16 protein-coding genes, 1 tRNA gene, 1 other RNA gene and 1 pseudogene are annotated in these 21330 nt (G+C 54.2%); 4 read left to right on the top strand and 15 right to left on the bottom strand.

Translation table 11 applies throughout. The features are described from left to right. The 3 genes and pseudogenes from VE954_RS05730 to VE954_RS05720 form a co-directional block, all read right to left on the bottom strand. A pseudogene (locus VE954_RS05730) lies at positions 1–653 on the bottom strand (hypothetical protein); the annotation flags it as partial. A 45-nt stretch (positions 654–698) separates the two neighbouring features. Next, a complete protein-coding gene (locus tag VE954_RS05725; protein ID WP_324950574.1) occupies positions 699–1574 on the bottom strand; it encodes a DUF4382 domain-containing protein in 876 nt (291 codons plus the stop codon). Between the two features lie 8 nt (positions 1575–1582). Continuing rightward, positions 1583–2434 carry a TIGR02147 family protein gene (locus VE954_RS05720; RefSeq protein ID WP_324950572.1) on the bottom strand — a complete coding sequence of 284 codons (852 nt, stop codon included), beginning with the start codon at positions 2432–2434 and terminating at the stop codon, positions 1583–1585. A gap of 282 nt (positions 2435–2716) precedes the next feature. Between VE954_RS05720 and VE954_RS05715 the strand changes: the two genes are divergently transcribed. Then, the gene (locus tag VE954_RS05715) at positions 2717–3394 is read left to right on the top strand and encodes a hypothetical protein (RefSeq protein ID WP_324950570.1); all 678 of its coding nucleotides are present in this window, start codon (positions 2717–2719) and stop codon (positions 3392–3394) included. Positions 3395–3423: 29 nt separating this feature from the next. Next, entirely contained in the window at positions 3424–3870 is a 447-nt protein-coding gene (locus tag VE954_RS05710) for a hypothetical protein (protein ID WP_324950568.1), read from the top strand. 10 nt (positions 3871–3880) lie between these two features. On the opposite strand, the gene VE954_RS05705 is transcribed toward VE954_RS05710, so the two are convergent. From VE954_RS05705 to VE954_RS05685, 5 genes are all read right to left on the bottom strand, one after another. Continuing rightward, positions 3881–4669 (bottom strand): TrmH family RNA methyltransferase, encoded by a 789-nt coding sequence (locus VE954_RS05705; RefSeq protein WP_324950567.1) that lies wholly within the window; start codon positions 4667–4669, stop codon positions 3881–3883. Position 4670: 1 nt separating this feature from the next. Then, positions 4671–5531: a class I SAM-dependent methyltransferase gene (locus tag VE954_RS05700; protein ID WP_324950565.1), complete on the bottom strand. Its 861-nt coding sequence runs from the start codon at positions 5529–5531 to the stop codon at positions 4671–4673. Between the two features lie 54 nt (positions 5532–5585). Further along, positions 5586–6692, bottom strand: a complete 1107-nt coding sequence (gene ald, locus VE954_RS05695) for an alanine dehydrogenase (protein WP_324950563.1) — start codon at positions 6690–6692, stop codon at positions 5586–5588. 69 nt (positions 6693–6761) lie between these two features. Then, the gene (locus VE954_RS05690) at positions 6762–7532 is read right to left on the bottom strand and encodes an MBL fold metallo-hydrolase (protein WP_324950578.1); all 771 of its coding nucleotides are present in this window, start codon (positions 7530–7532) and stop codon (positions 6762–6764) included. 48 nt (positions 7533–7580) lie between these two features. Then, on the bottom strand, positions 7581–9041 hold the full coding sequence (locus VE954_RS05685) for a RecQ family ATP-dependent DNA helicase (RefSeq protein WP_324950561.1): 1461 nt from the start codon (positions 9039–9041) through the stop codon (positions 7581–7583). A 123-nt stretch (positions 9042–9164) separates the two neighbouring features. On the opposite strand from VE954_RS05685, the gene VE954_RS05680 reads away from it, so the two are divergent. Both VE954_RS05680 and VE954_RS05675 read left to right on the top strand, forming a co-directional pair. Continuing rightward, positions 9165–10364, top strand: a complete 1200-nt coding sequence (locus tag VE954_RS05680; protein WP_324950559.1) for an aspartate kinase — start codon at positions 9165–9167, stop codon at positions 10362–10364. A 57-nt stretch (positions 10365–10421) separates the two neighbouring features. Further along, the gene (locus VE954_RS05675) at positions 10422–13166 is read left to right on the top strand and encodes an ATP-binding protein (RefSeq protein ID WP_324950557.1); all 2745 of its coding nucleotides are present in this window, start codon (positions 10422–10424) and stop codon (positions 13164–13166) included. On the opposite strand, the gene VE954_RS05670 is transcribed toward VE954_RS05675, so the two are convergent. The 7 genes from VE954_RS05670 to VE954_RS05640 form a co-directional block, all read right to left on the bottom strand. Next, positions 13163–13981 carry a hypothetical protein gene (locus tag VE954_RS05670; protein ID WP_324950554.1) on the bottom strand — a complete coding sequence of 273 codons (819 nt, stop codon included), beginning with the start codon at positions 13979–13981 and terminating at the stop codon, positions 13163–13165. The two genes, VE954_RS05675 and VE954_RS05670, sit on opposite strands and share 4 nt — an antisense overlap. A 40-nt stretch (positions 13982–14021) precedes the next feature. After that, a complete protein-coding gene (locus tag VE954_RS05665; RefSeq protein ID WP_324950552.1) occupies positions 14022–14507 on the bottom strand; it encodes a hypothetical protein in 486 nt (161 codons plus the stop codon). 8 nt (positions 14508–14515) lie between these two features. Further along, positions 14516–15091, bottom strand: a complete 576-nt coding sequence (locus tag VE954_RS05660; protein WP_324950550.1) for a GTPase domain-containing protein — start codon at positions 15089–15091, stop codon at positions 14516–14518. A 23-nt stretch (positions 15092–15114) separates the two neighbouring features. Then, complete coding sequence (gene dnaX / locus VE954_RS05655; protein WP_324950547.1) at positions 15115–18084, bottom strand: DNA polymerase III subunit gamma/tau; 2970 nt, start codon at positions 18082–18084, stop codon at positions 15115–15117. 86 nt (positions 18085–18170) lie between these two features. After that, an RNA gene (gene ffs / locus VE954_RS05650) (signal recognition particle sRNA small type) lies at positions 18171–18267 on the bottom strand. A gap of 22 nt (positions 18268–18289) precedes the next feature. After that, a tRNA-Ser gene (locus tag VE954_RS05645) sits at positions 18290–18379 on the bottom strand. A gap of 152 nt (positions 18380–18531) precedes the next feature. Then, the gene (locus VE954_RS05640; RefSeq protein ID WP_324950545.1) at positions 18532–21330 is read right to left on the bottom strand and encodes a 2-oxoglutarate dehydrogenase E1 component; all 2799 of its coding nucleotides are present in this window, start codon (positions 21328–21330) and stop codon (positions 18532–18534) included.

The raw sequence follows: 21330 nt of genomic DNA, 5'->3' as shown, positions 1-21330 counted from the left end.
ACCAAAGCCTTGTTTCCACGAGCCTTGATGTAGATCTTGCCGACGGAGACGCCAATATCCATGGTCACATTGTTTTGGTTTCCTGCGATGAAGATACAGATGGCTGACACCTTCGCACCAGGTCCATCGGAGGACATCTTCAGGTGAACTTTATTTTGGTTGCCAGTCACCTTGAGGGCGAATGCGTCCTGATTGGCAAGGGTAATCGACTTCTGCGAACCGCTCACCTTCACGCGATCCTTGTTCACGCCAGCAATGGAAGCACAGGCACCGGCATCAGCATCATTGCCTTTGCCTGACCCTTTATCCTTGTCCGTTCCCTTATCGGAACCGGTACCTTTGCCAAGCGTAGTAGTATCGCCTTGGTTCGTATCATCACCGTCATCTCCGGGTGTGCCCTTGCCGCCGGCATCACCTGTGTCGACGCCGCCGGCGCCATCGCCGGTTCCACCCGTACCGGCGCCACCAGCGTCCTTGGAATCGTTGACGCCATCAGGGCCCTCTATCGTCGCGATAGCATCCGATCCATTGGGATCCACGATCTTGATTTCGTAGCTTTGCCCTACGGTTTTGTCCTCTGAAAATTTTCCTTTTTGGCAGGCGATGGGCAAAAGCGTTGCCATCCCCAGAACCAGAATTGGCCATGGTCTCATTGTTGTCTCCGTTGTGTCTTAGGCGAACAGGAAAACGATCTATGATCAAGGCAGTTTGACCTTTATACCCGCGTTCGAGTTATTACTATCAGCCGTGACCTCGACATCTTCGACGTCACCGACCGCAATCTTGTTGCGGAAGACGCGAAGGTCATAGGTTCCCGGCTCAAGGAAGGCAGCTTTAAACTGGCCATTTTTAACGGTGGCCGAGGTAATGGCATTGTCACAGGAGTCATCGTTATCTTTGGTCGCGTCATTGGCATACACGCAGACGACCGATCCATTTTCGCCTTCACCCGTGGCGCTGCCTGCTTTGCTGTTATCAGCGAGGCGAAGCACAGGTTTCAGCATATACTTGCTCTTGCTGCTATTGCCATTGCCGCTGCCAGCAGCTTTAATGGATTTGCGCAGATCGAAGTCAATGGTTAAAGACAGAGGGACACCTTCGACCTTGGTGAAAGCTGTTTGTATCTTAAGGCCGGCCTCATTACCGCTGGGAATGAACAACGCATGCTCAACGCCTTCGTTATCGATCAGGCGACCAGGGGCTTCTTCCACCAGGACCAGACGGGTTTGGCCATAGGTTCCAGCAGGCAACGATTCAATGGAAGCCAGCAGTGAGGTGGTACCATTCTGCAGCTGCAGAAGGTCGATTTCTTCGTCCGTTTCCATAGGAATCGTGATCCAGGTGCCTTCCGCCTGCGCAATCTGAACGCTTTCCACGGCGACGTAAACATGCCGGGCGTCCTCGACCGGAGCATCGGTCAGCGAAAAGGTCAAAGCCGGCGTGGTGGCTGTGTCAGGAACCTGCTGTTGATCGGGATCCGTAATTTCCGGATTGCCGCCCAGGGTGCCGCCGCAGGCATCGATGACGAGCACGCATACTGCCGCTTTTACGATGGATTTAAAGTCTCTAAGCATTCGTGCCCTCATTCGGTGAAAGGGAAGAGTTGGATGTTAATCTGATAGATCTCATCACCCGCTCCTGCCCGATCCGCTTCGTCCAAAAGTTGCAATTGAAACGTGTGTATCATCGCGCGTAGTTTCTTTGCTGTTTCTTCATTCACACTGACAGTCACGGCACTCACATCGCGTCGCGTTCCACTAATCGACGTCAAGGCTGCCTTCGCATGATCGATCATGCTGCTATGGTAACTGACCAGAGCCATACCCTTGATGCGGTGACCCGTGCTGACCCGGTCTTTCGTTTGGCGCCAGGTATTGTGCTCAGCATCAAAGGCGATCAGATTCAGGCGCTCTAAAAGTTCCAGACTGGCTTTGACCTGGGCCGGCTTCAGATTGGGTCGAATGCGTTTAGCAATCCAATTAATATCCGGCTGGAAGCCTTGAGTGCCGATCAATTCCCAAACCACCGGATTGTACCAGACTGAAAAGTATTCCAGCATATCCTTGTCGAGTTCATCTGGCAGCGTTTTCTTTTTCAGCGTCTGCAGCTTTTGAAAATACTCTTCTCGCTTCACGGATGTCTTGGCGTTGCAGAACGAAACCAGGGCCGTTAGATACTGGGCTTCGGCCTGTTCCAGCTCGAGTCGCTCCACCACACTCACAGCGGCTTTATCCGTCAGGGGACGATAGCCGTGCACGATCTGATGCATGACCGTGGTCGCCTTGAAACCAAGATCTTCAGCATACTTCTGGTAGGAGTATTCCCCTGCCGCTTTCTTATGCTCATAGAGGGCGCGAAAGAAGAGGCGATAGTCGAGATAGGAACTCGGCTTCACATCTTTTTTCACAATCTCTCTTAGTCCTGACTTTTTCAAGTTCAGCTCCATTGGTCTAAGCGCGCATGAATCGAGGTGCTAGGGTTCTTATCGGCTTTTTTATCAAAAACTTTAGGGTTTTTTGTGTACAAAATTTTTTCTTAACCCGTTGATTATATTAGACGGGGCAAAATCACTTGGAAATTGAACCTAAAATTCTGTGTACGGTTTAATTCGGGTACACAAGCCCGCGTTATTACATCCCAAGAAGCTGGTCTTTAAAAAATCTCCAGGTCGGGCCGATAGTGTAGGTACGATTTTGCAACGCCTGGAGGGACCATAATGAGAAAGACACCGCTTACGACCCGTACTCTAATAGTATACGGCGCCACCTTGTTTTTGTTGGCATGTAATAACCCCAACTCAACTCAATCTGTTGAGCAGGGTCCTGCTGATATCGAGTCTGCTTATTTCAATCTATCTAAAGAAGCCCAAGCCGAAGTTTTGGGAACTCAAGTCAAATCGCAGAGCGAAATGCGTAAGGAACTCCTGGCTAAAGCGGACGCCGATGGCGATGGCCAGTTGAGCGAAGAAGAAAAGGCTGCCCTGCGTCTTCAATGGAAAGAGTTGAAGGCTGAGATGAAGGCCGAACTGAAAGCCAAGCTGGATAAAGACCAGGACGGCGAAGTCAGTGATGAAGAAAAGAAAGAGGGTCTGGAAGGCATGGGCCAGAAGATCAAGGCTGCGATCGAAGCCAAGCACGAAGAGATGCGTGCAGCGCGCGAAGCCGCCAAGGATAAAATCAAAGCGGCCTGTGCGGACGCTCGCGGCCAGGGCGCTGCTCTGCAGAAACCTGAAGATGCCGGCAACGCTGATATGGAGCAATGCCAGGCGGTAGCCGCTGAAGAGCGCGAAAAACTACAAGCTGCGATGGAGGCAGCTTTGGCTGAACTGAAGCAGGAAATCGAAGAACTCAAAGGCATGCTTGAAACTGTGCAAACCCAGAATGCATCGATCTAATATTGTTTTCACAACGGGAGAAACAAGCCATGAACGCCAAGCACCTTACCCTGATCTGCGGTCTCGCTCTAGCTTTGATCTCATGCGACCAAATTAACAAGAGCAAGCGCTCACAAGGTGAGGAAGCTGCCGCCGTGGAAACTCCGGCCGATGCCGATGCCACTGCCGGTGAAACCCCAGGCGAAACCCCGCTGGACCCCGCGGCTGACAAGGTCGATCCAGCCATGGCGCTGAGTGGCAAAGACCTTTATGCCAAGCTCTGTGCCTCGTGCCATCAGGATCTGGCTCAATCCAATCTGAGCCGAACATCACTGGCTGCACTCAAGGCCGCAATTGCCGCCGTCCCGGAAATGGCTGGCTTGAAAGACACCAGTGAAAAGGATTTGGAAGCGCTTGCGGCTGCCCTGAGCACGTTGTCCCCGGGCAAAGGCAAAGGCAAAGACAAAGAAGCCGAGAAAGCTGCGGAAGTGGAGTGAGATCAAAGGTTCACGACCAGCGTTGACGCAAGGCCTCATACAGTATGACAGCGCCGGCGACGGACACATTGAGGGAATCAGCCAGGCCCTGCATGGGGATCTTCACAGGAATGTTCTCGAGCTTCTGCCAGACAGGGGAAAGACCCCAGGCTTCCGAACCGAGAACAAGTGCCAAAGGACCCCGCAGATCAGCCTGGAAATGAAAATCCTTCGCAAAGGGCGAAGCCGTCACGATGCGGATTTTCTTCCTGGCGCAATAGGTCGCGAACGTTTCATGATCGGTGACGATCAAGGGTCGGCTAAAGAGAGCCCCGACGCTGGCTCGCAAGGCGTTGGGATTAAACGGATCGGCCTTGGGGTCCAAGATTACGATCGCATCTATACCAGCGCCATCGGCACTACGCGCCAAGGCTCCAAAATTACCGGGTTTTTCGATGTTTTCCAGCACCAGGAGCCATGGGTCTGGCTTGTCCGGAATGCTGCTTAAATCGAAGGACTTTTGTTCCAGAACAGCCACCAAACCATCACTACCTTCGCGAACCGCAAGTTTGGAAAAAACTTCCATGGTGATATTCAGTTTCAATCGCTCATCAATCTGCGATGTCAAATCCCGAGCTTCGGGACTTAAAACGTCGAGACACACATAGAGCGATCTCAAAATGTAGCTGCTGTCCAGGGCTCGACTGATTTCACGCGCACCCTCCAGAACAAAGAGACCCGTCTGCCGCCGCGCTTTGCTGTCGCGCAGTTTGATGACATCCTTGATTTTTTGATTCTGCGGACTCGTGATGGTGATCATATCAATCCCGAATAAACCAGGTGTTGGATCCGCTGGGCAAGGCGCGCCCTGAATCGCGTTCACGAACCAGCATTTCCTCTTCAATGAATCGTCCCGGCACAGGGCCGATCAAAGGCAGCAGCAGATTGCGCATGGCGACCGGCGTATAACCCGCCGAGTGCGAACTCAGCAGAATGAATTTGAAATCATGCGCCAACAGTTCCTTGAGGCCATCGAGCAGCGGCACCAGGTGCTCTTCAATTTTCCAGACTTCATTTTTCGTGCCACGGCCAAAGCTGGGCGGATCCAGAATGATGCCGTGATATTTTTTCTCGCGCCGCACTTCACGAGCCACATACTTTTGCACGTCTTCGACCAGCCAGCGGATTTCATGCGATCCGAGCTCATTCAGTTCGGCGTTTTGCCTGGCCCAGGCTACCGATGTCTTCGAGGCATCAACATGGGCGACTTTCGCTCCACCCTGAGCTGCGGCCAGGGAAGAACCGCCCGTATAGGCAAAGAGATTCAGCACATGGAATTCACGGCCGTTGCGCGAGCCGTCAAACGAAAGATTGCGGATGCGCTGCCAATTGCCGGCCTGCTCGGCAAACAAGCCTAGATGGCCAAAATCCGTGAGGTCCATCTGCAGATTGAGGCCACCGTAGTTGATGACGAACTGCTCTTTCATTTTTTTATTGAAGAAGGTCCACTTCCCATCGCCACCGCTGAAACGGGCATAGCGAGCGTCCACCCGGTTCCATTGATCTTCACCAAGGCGCGGGGTCCACACAGCCTGCGGCGACGGCCGCACCATGCGATAGGGTCCAACCTGCTCGAGCTTTTGAAAGTTTCCAGAATCAATCAGTGTGTAGGTCATATCCATCGGCGGGGAACCTTGTTCAGGGGGCCCTTCCGGACCCCTATACGGCTGGGAAAATTAGAAGCTGACTTTTTCATAGGACAGACCAAGGGCCTCGGCAACGGCGCCGTAGGTGACCCTGCCCTGGTAGGTGTTCAAACCCAAAGTCAAAGCCGGCGACTCACGCAGCGCTTTTTCCAGACCCTTGTTGGCCAGATCCATCGCATATTTCAGCGTGACGTTGGTCAAGGCATAGGTCGAGGTTTTGGGAACGTCACCCGGAATATTCGTGACACCGTAATGCAGAACATTCTCTTCCACAAAGACGGGATCATCGTGGGTGGTGGCCCGAATGGTTTCAATACAGCCGCCCTGATCAATGGCGACATCGACGATAGCGGAACCAGGTTCCATGGTGCGCACCATTTCGCGGGTCACAAGGCGAGGAGCCTTGGCGCCAGCGATCAGAACCGCGCCGACCACCAGATCGGATTCAGCCACGGATTCAGCAATATTCTCCGGGTTCGACATCATGGTATCGATGTCATGACCGAAGATATCATCGAGATAAGCGAGACGTGCTGCATTCACATCCAGGATGGTGACGCGCGCGCCCAGGCCAATCGCCATCTTCGCTGCATGCACACCGACCACGCCGCCGCCGACGATGGCCACGCGACCGCGTCGAACACCGGGAACGCCGCCGAGCAGAAGGCCTTTGCCACCGGAATGTTTTTGCAAACACTGAGCACCGACCTGCACCGACATCCGGCCTGCAACTTCACTCATGGGCGTGAGCAAAGGCAGCGAACCGTTGGCGAGCTGAATCGTTTCATAGGCGATGGAACTCACGCCGCGCTTGACCAGCTCGTGGCCCAATTCATGAGCGGCAGCCAGATGCAAATAGGTATAAAGAATCTGGCCTTTGCGCATCAGGGGAAATTCCTGCGCGACGGGCTCTTTCACTTTGATAATCATGTCAGCGCTGCCCCAGATTTCTGCGGCAGATCCAATCATGGTGGCACCAGCGGCCAGATATTTTTCGTCGGGGATCCCTGCGCCGAGACCGGCACTCTTTTCGACCAAAACCCGGTGGCCTGAGTCCACCAACATTTTCACGCCACCAGGAACGATGGCCACTCGATTCTCGCGGTTCTTAATTTCCTTGGGAACACCGATAATCATACGTGCTGACCTTTGCCTTAAAATGTCTCAAAAAGCGCTGTGATTGCCCCTCGCGATCACCGCACGTTCTTACGATACGGTAGCCCCCAGGTCAATCGTCATTCCATCATAAGCAAGCTCCACCGCCGGCGGCATTTCTGCGTTATGTTTGGCATAGTCGACATCATGAGCCAGATGTGAAATGATGCCACGCTTCACGCCGAGTTGGCGAAAGAGCTCGATGGTTTCAGGAATCACATTGTGTGTCTTATGGGAGCCAAAATGAATGCCGCTTGCCACCATGGTATGAATCCGGCCCCGCCATCGCTCGATGACGTCAGCAGGAAATCCTTTAAAATCAGTGGCATAGACAAAATTTCCAAAACGAAAGCCACAGGTCGTGACGTGACCATGCGACAAACGTACCGGTTCTATCTCAAAATTTCCGACCGAAAACCCGCCTTCCGGCATCGATTTCAGTGTAACCTGCGGGGTCGCTCCCAGGTAACCCGTATCCTCGAATGCATAGCGAAAACGTTCACGAAATTCAGTGTGATACTCTTCCATCAGATAGCAATCAATCGACTGCCGTCGGCGAAAGTAGAACTGCCTCAAATCGTCGAAACCCTGGGTGTGATCGGCGTGGGTGTGGGTGTACAAAACAGCGGAAACCGTGTCGATCCCGGCCTGCAGAACCTGCAGGCGCATTTCCGGTGACGTGTCGATGAGCAAGGTTTCAGAACCCTTTTGCAAAGCTATCGAGGCACGCGTTCTTTTGTTGCGAATATCCGGGCTTTTACAAACGGCGCAGGGACAACCGATAACCGGCACGCCAGTCGAGGTGCCTGAGCCCAAAATCATAAGTTTCACGAGAATCGCTCCCTCTTGTGGGCTGCCCTGGGCGTCTCTTCAGCGGAAGTATCCTTCGATGTAACGTCGGGGGCAGCTCGCCTGCTTCACAAGTTTGTGCATGGCGTTGAGCTTATCGAATTTCCATGCTACCTGCTTGCGGAGAGCTTGTAAAAGGCTATCCAGAGTATGGGCATGATCCCCTGCCGTTACAAAGGATTCCCAATCACCGAATATGCTGCTATCGGCAGGCAAATCCGTGAGGCAAAAGGCCTGTTCGCGATAAAGGAAATCCATGGCCGAGCGAATGATGTCGCGATCCAGATCGGTTTGCACCACGAGTTTTTGCAGCAGCTCGGTTTCACGGTAACCACTGCGCTGCTGATAAAGATCCTGCAAAATCCCATGGACCTTGAGCAGATCCATTTCACCGGGATAGCTTTTTTCAATCATGAATTTCTGGATGTAATAATCACGCGGCCCATAATGCAGATGACACAGCGCCAGAGCTCCATCGCGTCCGGCTCGGCCGATTTCCTGGGTATAGGATTCCACCGAGCACGGCATGTTTGCATGATAGACGTGACGAATTGAAGGCAGGTTGATGCCCATGCCGAAGGCTTTGGTGGCTACCATCACCTGCATTTTCTGGTCGCAGAAGGATTCCTGCGCCCGCATCCGTTCATCCCCGCGCATGCCGCCATGATAGAGGCCGACCGAAATTTTGGCCTGACGGAGCCTATGAAACATTTCTTCAGCTGATTTACGGGTCGCAGCGTAAACGATGGCCTGACCCACGGCTTCTTTCAAGCTGGTCACCACGTGCTGCTTCTGCAAATCCACCTTGTCGTGCCGATGGACGATCAGCTCCAGATTATCCCGAGGCGCGGCGCGTAGAATCTGTTTGGGCTCGCGCATATGGAGGATTTTAATAATTTCCCGGCGTTCGTCGGCGGTCACGGTCGCCGTCAGCGCCATGCGTGGAGCCGGGCCCAATTCATCGAGATAGGCCCCCAACCGGCGATATTCGGTGCGAAAACCCATACCCCACTGACTCACGACATGCGCCTCGTCAATGGCGACCAACGCCAGGGGCAGATCCTTCAGAAGATCACGGAATCCCGGTAAAGCCAGCCTTTCAGGTGAAACATAAAGGACTTTCAAACGCTGCGCGAGAATCTGTTCCCGCGCCTCGCGCTTCTCTTCACCCGACATCATGCTATCAAAGGACAGGGATGGAATCGAAAGTTCCTGAAGCTGACGCTGCTGGTCGCGCATCAATGCAATCAAAGGCGACACGACCAGCACAAGGCCGGGCGAAACCAAAGCCGGGATGAGATAACAAAAGCTTTTACCGCCACCGGTCGGCACAACGACGAAACAATCGTTGCCGCGCAGGACTTCAGTCACAGCTTCCATTTGATAGTCATAAAGGCTAGGGACACCTAAACGCGCGGCCATCTGTTCGAAGAGCGGACGGCCTGGCGAGGCGATTCCGGCTTGTACTATGTTCTCTTGCATGTCGCTTCCTGCGGAAGACCGTGCCGGCTCAGCAATCTTTGCTTTTCAAGTCCGGGTATATCTTGTACCAGATAGCTGCTATTTTTGCATAAGTTTGTGCAATTGGCGATAAGGATCAAAAACTTGAGTCTCTTCATACAAAAGTATGGTGGCACTTCAGTCGGCAATCTTGAGCGTATTCGAAGTGTGGCTGAACATATTGCAGCCACCTATCGTCAAGGTCACCGCCTCGTGGTTGTCGTGAGTGCCATGGGTCAGCAGACCGATGAGCTTCTGGATATGGCGCTGGCTTTAAGTCCCGAGCCACCCCAGCGTGAAGTCGATATGCTGCTTTCTGTTGGTGAGCGCATCAGCATGTCTCTCTTGGCGATTGCCCTGAACAATTTAAAAATCGCGACAATTTCCTTGACGGGTTCGCAGAGTGGCATTCTCACCGACGATACGCACGGCAATGCCAAAATTCAAAGAATCCTGGGTGATCGCATTCGCAAAGCTTTGGATACGGGTAAACTCGTGATTATCGCCGGTTTTCAAGGCATGTCGGAAGCTGGCAAGGAAATCACCACGCTCGGCCGTGGTGGTTCGGATCTGACAGCCATTGCTCTGGCCCATACGCTCAAGGCGGATCGTTGTCAGATCTATAAGGACGTCGATGGCGTTTGCTCGGCAGATCCTCGCCTGGTTCCAGCGGCCAAGGTCATGCCGACGATGAGCTGGGATAGCCTGAGTCACCTCACCTGGTATGGATCAGGAGTGGTGCACAATCGTGGCGTTCACCTCGCAAAAAAATATAAAATTCCGCTCGAAATTCGTTCGAGTTTCAATTTGGAAACCCCAGGAACTCTGGTAGGGGGGAGCAAAACTGTGGAAAAAGCTGTTGTTCACGCCATCACCCATCGCAAGGATTTGAGCTGGATTCGTCTATCCGGAGCCAAAGCCGAGACGATCAGTCCTGTGCTCAGTTATCTCTTTACCCTGGGTGAGCATCCGCTGTTTGTCCAGCAGCAGCACACGGATCAGGGTTTGATGATGGACCTGGTCCTTGGTCAAAAATTCAAAGACAAACTTGCCTCCTACCTCAGCAAGGACTTCGCAGCGGTAAAAATAACCGAACGCGGTCATGGTTTGGCCTGCATTACACTCGTAGGCGATGGCTTCTGGCAGCAGCCCGAACTGCTCGGGCGCATGGTAAAAAGCCTGGGCCAACAACCGCTGCTCTTTGACTGTAAAAATGCAGTCGCCAATCTTTTCATTGCTCAGGAAAACCTCGAGCAGGCCCTGCGTTCCTTGCATCGGGATCTGATTGAAGCCGCCATCCCATAATCGACGCCTTTGACCTTCCTCCAGCCCTCCGTGATAATGGAGGCTGAGGAGGTCACGATGCTTCGTTCTTTAGTCTCCGTCCTGCTCGTACTCGTCCTGTTCCATCCATTGAGTGTTTATACTCAAGAGGTGGCTTTTGATCTGGATTCGCTCAGTTCGATCAAACGGGCTTTGCAAACCGATCCACGCGCTTTGAAACAGTCGGCTGAAAGCAAACTGCAAAAAATCACCAACGGGCACAACAACATCTCATGGGTCCAGGCGTTTCTGGCCTTCACTCTGGCTGTCAATGAACTCGGCTCGCTCGAACCCTTGCGCCTTCGCTTTGATGAGCTCGAGAAAGCCATGGGCGAAGCTCAAAAACTTGGCCTTTTTGAAGAATATATTCTCCTGCGTTACGTCTGGATTTTTGTGCCTGACAAGGATGCCAAAATACGCGAGGAATTGGCTTCTCTGAAAGAATTAGTGTCCCTTGCAGATCGGTACAAGATCCCTGCCGCTCAGGTTAAGACGCGTATGGACTTGGCCTACAACCAGCGCGAACGCGGTGAAACCAAAAACGCGCTCATTCTGCTGAATGAAATGAACGATATTGTCAAAGCCCATCCTGACATTGATTTGGTGGACCGGTTGATCGTGCAGAATCAGTCGGCCATTTCCTTTTTGAAACAAGGACAGCACGAACAGGCTACAGCGATTCATGAAGCGATCGCCACCATCTGCCGACGCGAGGGTCTCAGCTATCTGGGATCGATCATGGAAAATCATCTCGGCGATTTTTATGTCGCCAAGGACGATCGCTCGTCCCGCGAGCAGGCGGAGATGCATTATCGCAGTGCTCTGCAGATCACCCGCAAACAGGGCAATGGATGGCTGGAAGCCACTGTTTCACTGAATCTGGCTCAGCTCTATCTGAACCAAGGGGATCTATATAAGAGCAAGCCCTTGGCTGAACAGGCGGAACGGCTGTTTCGCGAAAATGATGACAGTCCTGGGGTCGCCGATGCGGCTCACGTGCTCGGACTGTGGGCGATTGAAGGCCGACAATGGAGGGAAGCGCTCGCATCCCTGGACCGGGCCGAAAAAATTTATGCCGAGAATGATTACAAGGAAAACATTCGGAACATTTTGGAAGCACGGTCCCGCATGTATGAAGGCATGGGGGAAACGAGGCGGGCCCTGGATCTCCTCAAGGCATTCGTGAACGAATTCAAAAAAGTGGTGAATGAACGCAATCAAAAGAGCATCGCCGAACTTATGGTGAACACAGGACTCAAGGTTGAGGCCGAACGCAATAAGGCGCTGCAAAAAGAAAATGAACTCCAGGCACAGGAGATCTCGACCTCGCGCAAAATTCGGGTGGCCCTGATCGTGGTCGCCGTTCTCGCTATTGGAATCTTCCTGCTCCTGATCCGAGTGCATCAGGGATCCCAGCAAATCCAGGCCAGCAAGCTCAAGATGCAGCGGATCATGGATCACATTGAAGAGGGCATTTTCACCATCAATGCCCAATTGCATATTGAGGGAGAATCCTCGGCTTACCTGCAGCAGATTTTTGAACTGCATGAGCCGCCCACAGGCCATGACGCTTTGGATATTCTGTTAGGACAATGTCACCTGAATGCCGAAGAACGCAGCATGGTACGCGAGGTCCTTCGCGCCTGTATTCATGAAGACGCCGTGGCTTTTGAATTGAACGCCGCGCATTTGCCTCAGGAATTGCAGATTCATGGACGGATCACGCGCATTGTGCTGGTGCATTGGACACCGCTTTACGACAAGGACATGAAAATTCATGGCTTCCTTGTGAACCTGCATGATGCCACCGAGGAACGGCGACTGGCAGCAGCGGTGGAGGCTGAAAAGAGCAAGAGCCAGGAGCGCGAGCATAGGATCCTGGAAATCGTGCGCGCCGACCGCACCGCGTTACGCAAAGCGTTTGCGGATGCGCACCGGGTGATCGATAATCTGGGTCGCGTGTCACTCACCGAGGAACAAATTCAGGACGCTTTCCGCGACCTGCATACAATCAAAGGTGTGGCCCGTGCGCTCGGCATGCGAGCCATGAGTCTTGGCAGTCATGATCTGGAAGGCAAGCTGCTGGACCTGAGGGAAGAGGAAAATCAGGATATTGCCCTTTGGGAGCAGCACCTGGGACAATTTCGCTCCATTGTTAAAGACTATGAGTCCCTGGTGCAACAGCTTGAACAGGGCAGCACCATCAGCCAGGCGGAAGATGGGAATCTGGCCCGTGAACTCGGTCGGCACCAGAATATGGTCGTGAAACTGCTGAGAAGGCAAAAAGTGGATTGCGAAAGTTTCGAGGTCGTCGATGAGCTCGTGCACTGGCCCGAAGATCTGCTTCAGGCCACCGGTGAAGTCCTGGTGCACAGCCTGACGAACAGCGTGGATCACGGCTTTAATCTTCCGAAACTGCGTGGTCTGCCAGTGGCGGCCGCCCGCTTTAAGGTTTTGGCACGTGAGGAATCCGCCGACACGGTTCGACTGGAAGTTCAGGACAACGGTCAGGGTCTGGATCTGGATCTTTTGAAAGCACTGGCCAAACAGCGGGCATGGTCAGGGCAGACGTTTGAAGAATTAACGCCGATGCTGTTTTTGGATGGGCTTTCCACGGCCGAAAAAGCCACCGCCACCAGCGGCCGCGGTGTGGGGCTGGCAGCGATTCGAGCCATTGCTGAAAAGTGGCAGGGAACAGCTGAAATTATGCCGAATCCTGGCGGCAAGGGCTGCCGCCTGACCGTTCGCTTGAAAGTCGGAAGAGCTTTGGCCGCGTCCGCTTAATCGATGGGTGCCGAGACACCCACAAATAAACCTGGACTATTCGCGGCATGCAGACGGAGGAAACTGAAACCAACTTCCGGCTGCAGTCCATCCCGGCGCCAGATGGCAGCCACACCAAAACGCAGATAGAGGCCGACACCATCATCAATACGATTGTTCAGAACGTCGCCTTCATCCAGGCCGGCTGGAAGAGTGACGGTTGCGTTGCTGAGACCGATTTCCCCGTCCATGCGCAAGGCCACCATTTCATAGGGAGCGATCAGCTCACTAATGCCCACGCTCAGTCCCGCGCTCGTCACCGAAACGCTGGCCGCAGCCACGCCGGCGCCGAGGTTATCCGAGGCTTTGCCTTCGCCCGTAATGTAATGCAAGCGACCGGTCAGGAACATATCCCGCCACAGAAGCCAGTAAACGCCACCATCAAGGCTGGTGCCGACAAAACTGTCTCCAATACCGAGATTGACCCCGCCCAGGCCAACGCCCCAGGACAGTTCCGGCAGCGGGGTGATGATGCGAAAATATTTTTCGGGATTTTTGGCTTTCTCGTCCTCGATCACTTCCATTTCATAGGAACGAAATAGGCTCGCCCATTTCTGTGTGATCTTGATCATGCGGCTTTTGTTGCGGATTTCCACCACTTCACCGATGGCAGCGAGCTGGCCGTCGCTGGAAAAGACGCCCACCTTGTCACCGACGGTGAGACGCTTGGTCTGGACTTCGCAAAGCATCTGCTGCTTATCACATTTAAAGGGCATGGCGAACGCGGGTGCGGCCAGCAAGAGGCTTATGAGACTGCTGATCCATGGCATGCGCATGAGGGAAGACTCCTCCACAGTCGGTTTGGGGTCCAGGAGTCTATTTTAGCAGATCCGGACCGTTTTCCGCCATGAGCTGTGTCAGGCGCCTCCGCACCTCCTCGTCCATTTCCAGAATCGTAAACTCGTCATGGAGCGTGCCGGCGAAGACCTGCATGGCTTTGTTATAAGCCACGCGCACCGAACCCTGGGGCAGAGCCCTTAAAATATCCACGATGCGAAGCCAATCCTCCTGGCCCTGGGCCAGCTTCGGATCCATTTTCATGAGATAAAGCAAGGAGGGTTCCTGCCCTTCGGCTTTGAGCGGCGGTTCGACGGCGATAATGGGTTCAATACGATCCGCGAGATCCAGGCAGCCTATGGCTTTGGCCGCTATATTTTGCGCCTGTTTGGAAACCGCCAGCGTCGGTTCCACGAAGCGGGTCAAGCCGAAGAAGCCCTGGGGATCAGAAGGAAAGCGCATGACGCCTTTGGCGTCGAAGGTTTGAACCAGAACTGTGATGCGGGCTGCTGTCAAGGGCTGCATGCCGGATCCTATTTTCCAAGCTCATCCAGAATGAGCCCGGAGATTTTTTGAATGGTTTCAAGAGTGCCAATATGTTGCGTGGCAATAGCTTCAATATCAGCCAGGCCGTTGGGGTTCAACTCCTGTTTCAAGACATCGAGCGCAATGGCTTCTTCGTGATCGCGTTTGTTATATTGAATCACCCGCGGCAGGGCCGAGAAATTAAGCCCCTCCTGGGTCAGGAGCTCTTTGGTGTGCTGCCAGGAATCCAGATTTTCCTGCAAGGCGCTGAGGCAGCTATCAACGACAAAGACCAGCCCATCGATACCCTTCAGCAGGACCATGTTAAACGTTGGGTAAAGCCCATGTTCTGGCATGGTATAAACATGGAGTTTCACGTGGAAATCCTTGAGCTGACCCAGGGACAACGGAATGAATTCATAGGGAGCGAAGTTATCCGCGATAAATTCTGCGGGTTCCCGGGTCAGACGGATGGAGCTGCGCCGATAGATGGATCGAAGATTGGCGGTTTTGCCCGCTCCGGGAGCGCCGAGATAAAGGACTTTGCAATGAATTTCGCGTGTTTCGAAGTTTGCATAGGCCATCGGCGCTCTTCCCATGTCAGTGTCTATTGAAGCTCGATTTGTTCAATTGTACCACCAAAACGGGAAATTACCTCACGGGTCATCGGGTGCTCTTCCAATCGATGGCGGAGCTGTTCCCGGGCGACTTCCCGCTCGCGGTTTTTCACATCGAGCAATGTTTCGCCCAGATCAGGGGACGGGGATTGATTTCCTCCTCCTTGAGCGGGATGAGCATCAGCCTTGGGAACCGCTTCGAGAACCCCGTTGAAACCAAAGAGCTGCGTGAACTGCTCCATCAGACGGCGCCTGACGTCCTGCTGCAGGAGCTTGCCACCGGCCATGCTTGTGGGTTCCACCGCCAAACGTATGCGCTGTTGACTATATTCCAGAAGATAAGCTTCCTCGAGAACACGGCCCTGCAGTGGTTTCTGTTTTTTCCATTCATCGACGAACGCACGCCAGTTGTCAGGCCAGACCGGTTCGTGAACCGCCGCTGGTGGTGCCACCGGAATTTCAACCTTAGGTGCTTCAACGGGCGGCGTGGCTGGAGCCCGTCGCGCCATCTGCTGCAGAAAGCTTTCGTTTTTGGGCGGCTCGGGGATTACGGGTTCGTCGAGTGGTGCAAGGGTGCCGACGTGACGAGCGGCTTCTTCCTGCAAGACCCAGGGTGGCATTTCATCATCGGCTGGATCGAAAGGCGGTAAGGGGTCAGGCGGCGTCGATGGCCCTTGAGCCCCTTTTCTCGGCAGCGCTCCACTTTTCATCTGGTTTCCAGCCGGTGGCTGGGGTTTGGCCAGACGTTGCGCTTGCGCCGCGAACGGCGCTGCGGCCGGCTCACCTGGGCGACCAGGCGAAGAATTCATCGGTGATTTTTGAATGTCATGTGACCGCTCAGCTGGCTGCGGAGCTGCTGGCTGCGCGCTTGATAACGATTTGTTATCCACTGCGCTGCGGGTGTCAGCAGGCGCGGTGTCCCGCGGACGGAGGTCAACTGGAGGCCTTGATGCAGCCTGAGCCAGCGGCGATGGTTGAGGTACTGATAGCGCTGCAGCTTGAGTGGCTGCCTGCGCGGCCTGAACGCGTGCCAACCTCTGAGCCAGTGAGGACATGCCGGATGGTAGAGGTGCAGCAGACGCAGCAATATCTGCTGCCGACTGTGGAGCTACGGACTTTTTAGGCTGTTCCATTCCAACCGGTTGAGCTTTGGAAACTGTTGGGCCTGGACTGAAGCCTGACTGTGGAGATGCGGATTTTTCAGATGGCTGCTGGGGCACAGGTACCGTGGGACTCGCGACACCTGATCCTGGCTGTGGCGCCGTGGATTTTTCAGACGGCTGCGTCGTCGACCTTGGTTCGTCGCCAGATGGTGCGACCACGGATGGTGGCGCCTTCGGTGTCGGCTGGGGCACAGCTGCCGCATGATTCACGGCACCTGATGCCGGTGGTGGAGCCAGCAATTTTTCACCTGGCTCCAGCCTGGACATCGGTTGTGCCAAAGCAGTTGCCTGGCTGACAGCGGCTAATCCCTGAGGCGGAGCTATCGGTATTTCAGAGGGTCGGGCCATCGACATGGGTTGAGTGACTGCAGCCGCCTGGCTGCCGGCGCCTGGTCCCGGCTGTGGTGTCAGGGATTTTTCATAATGCGCCTGAGGCGACGTTGCTTTTCCGGGCGGCGCAGGGATGGGTTTCGATGCCGGTGGCGCCACTGCAGCTGGGCCTGGTCCTGCTGGTGTATTGTTAGGAGTCGATGCAGGACGCGCCGCTGGAGCCGCCGGTGACGAGGTTTTCCAACGTTCACGAAGATTGACAGCGGAACCTTCAGCCGGTGCCGCTTGCGGCGCAGGCCGGGCCGTGACCTGAGGCAAAGGCTGGCCACTTGAAATAAGGTTCATGAGGCTCTGCAAATCAGGCAAACCAGGATCAAAACACCATTCGAGACAATAATTTTCCAGCACAAATCGATCCAGATCCGAGTGACGAAGGTCATCCAGACATTTGGCCAGCTGGCGGAAGAGGCGATTCAAATCCATCGGCGCAGCTTTTTCGCCAAGCTCCAGCAGCATCTGCTGCTCGCGGTCTTCCAGCTCCAGCAGCTGCAGATCGATGGCCTGACCCTTCAAATCTCTTAAAATAAAGGCATTCCGGCAAGCCTTGGCCGTTTCCTCGGCGAGCGTACTCATGGCCAGGCCTTCCTGGTCCCAACGGGCAATGACTTCCAGAATCTGCCCAGCGTCCTTGCGCAAAAGGCCATCCATAAGCTCCAGCACCGGCAGCGCCTGACTGCTGCTGCCGACCATATTCCGCAGAGCATCCACGCTCACCTGCCCGCCACCGACCGCAATCGCCTGATCGAGCATGGTCAGGGCATCACGCATGGACCCACGGCCTTCACGCGCGACAATACCCAGCGCGGCCTCATCGAAGGGAATCCCCTCGGAAGTCAGAATGGAACGCACCCGTTCGATGATCACGGGGCGGCTGATCTTTTGCAAATGGAACGTCTGGCAACGGCTTTGGATCGTTTCCGGCACCTTATGCAATTCCGTGGTCGCAAAGATAAAGACCACGTGCTGCGGCGGCTCCTCAAGTGTCTTCAGCAGCGCATTGAACGCGCTGATCGACAGCATATGAACTTCATCGATGATATAGATTTTATAGGTGGAGCGCTGGGGTACATAGCTCAGCGTTTCCTGAAGGGCACGCACATCATCCACACCGGTATTGGACGCGCCGTCGATTTCCAGCACATCCTCGTGATTGCCGGCAACAATCGCCATGCAGCTCGCGCAGACGTCGCACGGATCCGCTGTGGGTCCATTTTCACAGTTCAAGGCTTTGGCATAGATGCGGGCACTGGTGGTCTTGCCGACCCCACGGACACCGGTGAAAATTACACTATGAGGTTCACGGCGGAGACGGATGGCGTTGGTCAACGCAAGGGTTGTGGATTCCTGTCCCACCATATCAATAAATCGACGCGGGCGATATTTACGGGCCAAAGAAACGTAGGACACGGGACACTCCCTCGGCAGAAAAAATTCTGGATGATCGTTTTTCGCCGATCGGGAGCTGAAGAACAAGATGCAAAAAAGCGCACCGTGATAGCTGGATGGCCCGAACACCTACTGACACCCGCTACCGTTGCTACCTTCCGGTCCTGGCGGGGTTCACGGAGCAGTACCATCCGGAATCCAGCTATCACGCTGCGCTTTAAAAGCGTGGCGGAGAGAGAGGGATTTGAACCCTCGAGGCGGTTACCCACCTACACGCTTTCCAGGCGTGCGCCTTCAACCACTCGGCCACCTCTCCAAAACTGCGAACCTCGCATCAGCGAAGTGGAAAAGACGCTAATGATTTTGGCAAATGAAGTCAAGACGTATTTGGACGAGGCGTTCAAGGCGAAAGTGAAAAATGAATCTCCGGCACAGATCACTCGGGACCAGGGCCGGAGACGAAATCATTTACTTGGTCTTTTTGGCCTTTTTATCAGCCTTTTCTGACAGCGTCAGAGCTTCCTGGAGTATGCGTTTCTGCTCTTTCTCATGCACCTTGGTATAGCCTTCTGCGGTCGTACCCGCATCACGACGACCGCAGTACAGCAGTTCCTGATTTTCGTTACAGAGCGCTTCCAGGCGATGGCGGATGAAGGTCCAGGCGCCCATGTTGGAAGGCTCCTCCTGCACCCACAGCACTTCAGTGGCTTCGGGATAGCTGGCCATGATCTTCTTCAGCAGCTCTTCCGGGAAAGGATAAAGCTGCTCAATGCGAACCAGAGCCACCTGCTCGTTCACGCCGAGTTCGGTGCGTTCCTTGTCGAGTTCAAAGAAAACCTTGCCCGTACAGAAGACCACGCGGCGAACTTTGTTTTTGGCCTTCTGTGTCAGGTCATCGATGGCCTCCACAAAACGGCCTTCGACAAATTCCTTGGTCTTGGAAACCACCGCTGGATGACGGAGCAAACTCTTCGGTGTCATGATCACCAGAGGTTTGCGGAAAGGACGACAGAGCTGACGGCGCAGGATATGAAACAACTGGGCCGGCGTCGTCAGGTTCGCCACCTGAATATTGAAATCACCGCAAAGCTGCAGAAAGCGTTCAGGACGAGCGCTGGAGTGTTCCGGACCCATACCCTCATAACCATGAGGCAGGAGCAGAACAAGACCGCAGGCCTGCTTCCACTTCGCTTCCGAAGCGGCCAGGAACTGATCGATGATAATCTGGGCGCCGTTACCGAAATCACCAAACTGCGCTTCCCACAGAACGAGGGCATCACGGTCAGCCACCGAGTAACCAAATTCAAAGCCCATCACGCCCTGTTCCGAGAGGGGGCTGTTGATTACTTCCACTTCCGCCTGACCTTTGCCCAGTTGATTCAAAAGGGCAAGAGGAGCGCCGGTTTCAAAGTCACGAATCACAGCATGGCGGTGGGAGAACGTGCCGCGTTTGCAGTCCTGCCCTGACAGACGAACATGCTTGCCTTCGAGGGCCAGACTTCCGTAAGCCAGGAACTCAGCCAGACCCCAATCGATATTGCCTTCGCCTTCCACCATTTCCTGGCGGGATTTCAAAAGACGCTCGATCTTGGGATTGGGTTTAAAGCCGGCGGGAACCTTGGTGGCATTGGCCACGATTTCCTTCACCAGATTGGCTTTAATGCCAGTTTCAGCAGGACGGAAGAGATCCTCTTCGGTCGCCTTCACATGCTTGGTGCTGTTTTCCAGTTCGCGCGGAACGGTTGGCAGAATCTTCACCTGGCCCGCACGTACCTTTTCCATTCCAGTCTGCAGCATGTCGCGGAAGTTTTTCATTTCCGCGGCGACCGCGTCCTGAGTCATCACGCCTTCCTTCACCAGCTTCTCACCGAATTGAGTCAGCACGGTGGGATGATTGCGGATGGTCTGGTACATGATCGGCTGGGTAAAGCTCGGTTCATCCGTTTCGTTGTGACCATGACGGCGGTAACCAATCAGATCGATCACGATATCTTTTTTGAATTTCTGACGATAGGCGGTGGCGAGGCGTCCAGCCCAGACCACAGCTTCAGGGTCATCGGCGTTCACATGGAACACAGGCGCACGCACGATTTTGGCGATATCTGAAGAATATCGGCAGGAGCGACCATCTTCCGGATCGGTGGTAAAACCAACCTGGTTGTTCGAGATGATATGCACCGTACCGCCAGTGCGATACGAAGTCAGTTCGGAAAGGTTGAGCGTTTCCGCCACCAGGCCTTGACCGATAAACGACGCGTCACCGTGGATCAAAATGGGCAAAACCTTGGTGCAGTTGACATCGCCCAGCATGCGTTGACGCGCGCGAGCGAAGCCTTCCACGACAGGGTTGACCGCTTCCAGGTGCGAGGGGTTCGGTGACAGGTAAGCCCGCACCTTGCTACCAGCCATGGTTTCGATCACCGACGAATAACCCTTGTGATACTTGACGTCACCGTCAATACCATAAGTTTCAATCTCGCTGCCTTCAAATTCCTTGATCATGAGCTCGTAGGGTTTGCCCATGAAATTGCAGAGCACGTTGAGACGACCGCGGTGGGCCATACCCATTTCGATCTCTTCCACCTGGGATTTGGAGGCTTCATCGGCCACCACATCCAGAAGGACGAGCATGGTATCCAGACCTTCGATCGAGAAACGTTTCTGGCCGAGGTAACGATCCTGCAAAAACTTCTCAAAGCCTTCGGCCTGAGTGAGTTTTTTCAGAATGCGGACCTTGGTTTCACTATCAATGGCAGGACGATTGCGGCAGTTTTCCATCTGCTGCTGCAACCATTCCACGGCTTCATTATCCGGCGTATCGCGGAAGTCAGCACCGATGGTGCGGGTGTAAGTATCCTGAAGGAGCGAATGCACTTCACCGAAGCTGATCGGACCTTTGACGGGCAGGGTTGCCGGGTGAAAGGTCTGACTATCGCTGATATTGCTGAGACCTGCTTTGGCAGGCTGCAAATCATTGGCCAGAGCTGGTTTCGGAGCCAACGGGTTCAAGTGAGCGGAAAGGTGGCCCAGACGTCGGAAGAGGTTGATGAAATGCTCAACCTGGGCTTCTGAATCATCCTGCGCGCCGCCGCCCGTCGACATTCCTTTGGAACTCGAAGAGGCGAATTCATATCCTTCAAAAAACAGCTTCCACGAAGGATCCACAGCATCCGGATTGTTCTTGTATTCCTTATAAAGGTTCTCCAGGAAGGCTACGTTTGCACCATTCGCATAGGTGAACTTCCCACCGTCGATGACACCTTTCAT

The sequence above is a fragment of the Oligoflexus sp. genome (genome assembly GCF_035638955.1).
Lineage (GTDB): Bacteria > Bdellovibrionota_B > Oligoflexia > Oligoflexales > Oligoflexaceae > Oligoflexus.
This window is presented reverse-complemented; position numbering and strand designations above follow the sequence as displayed.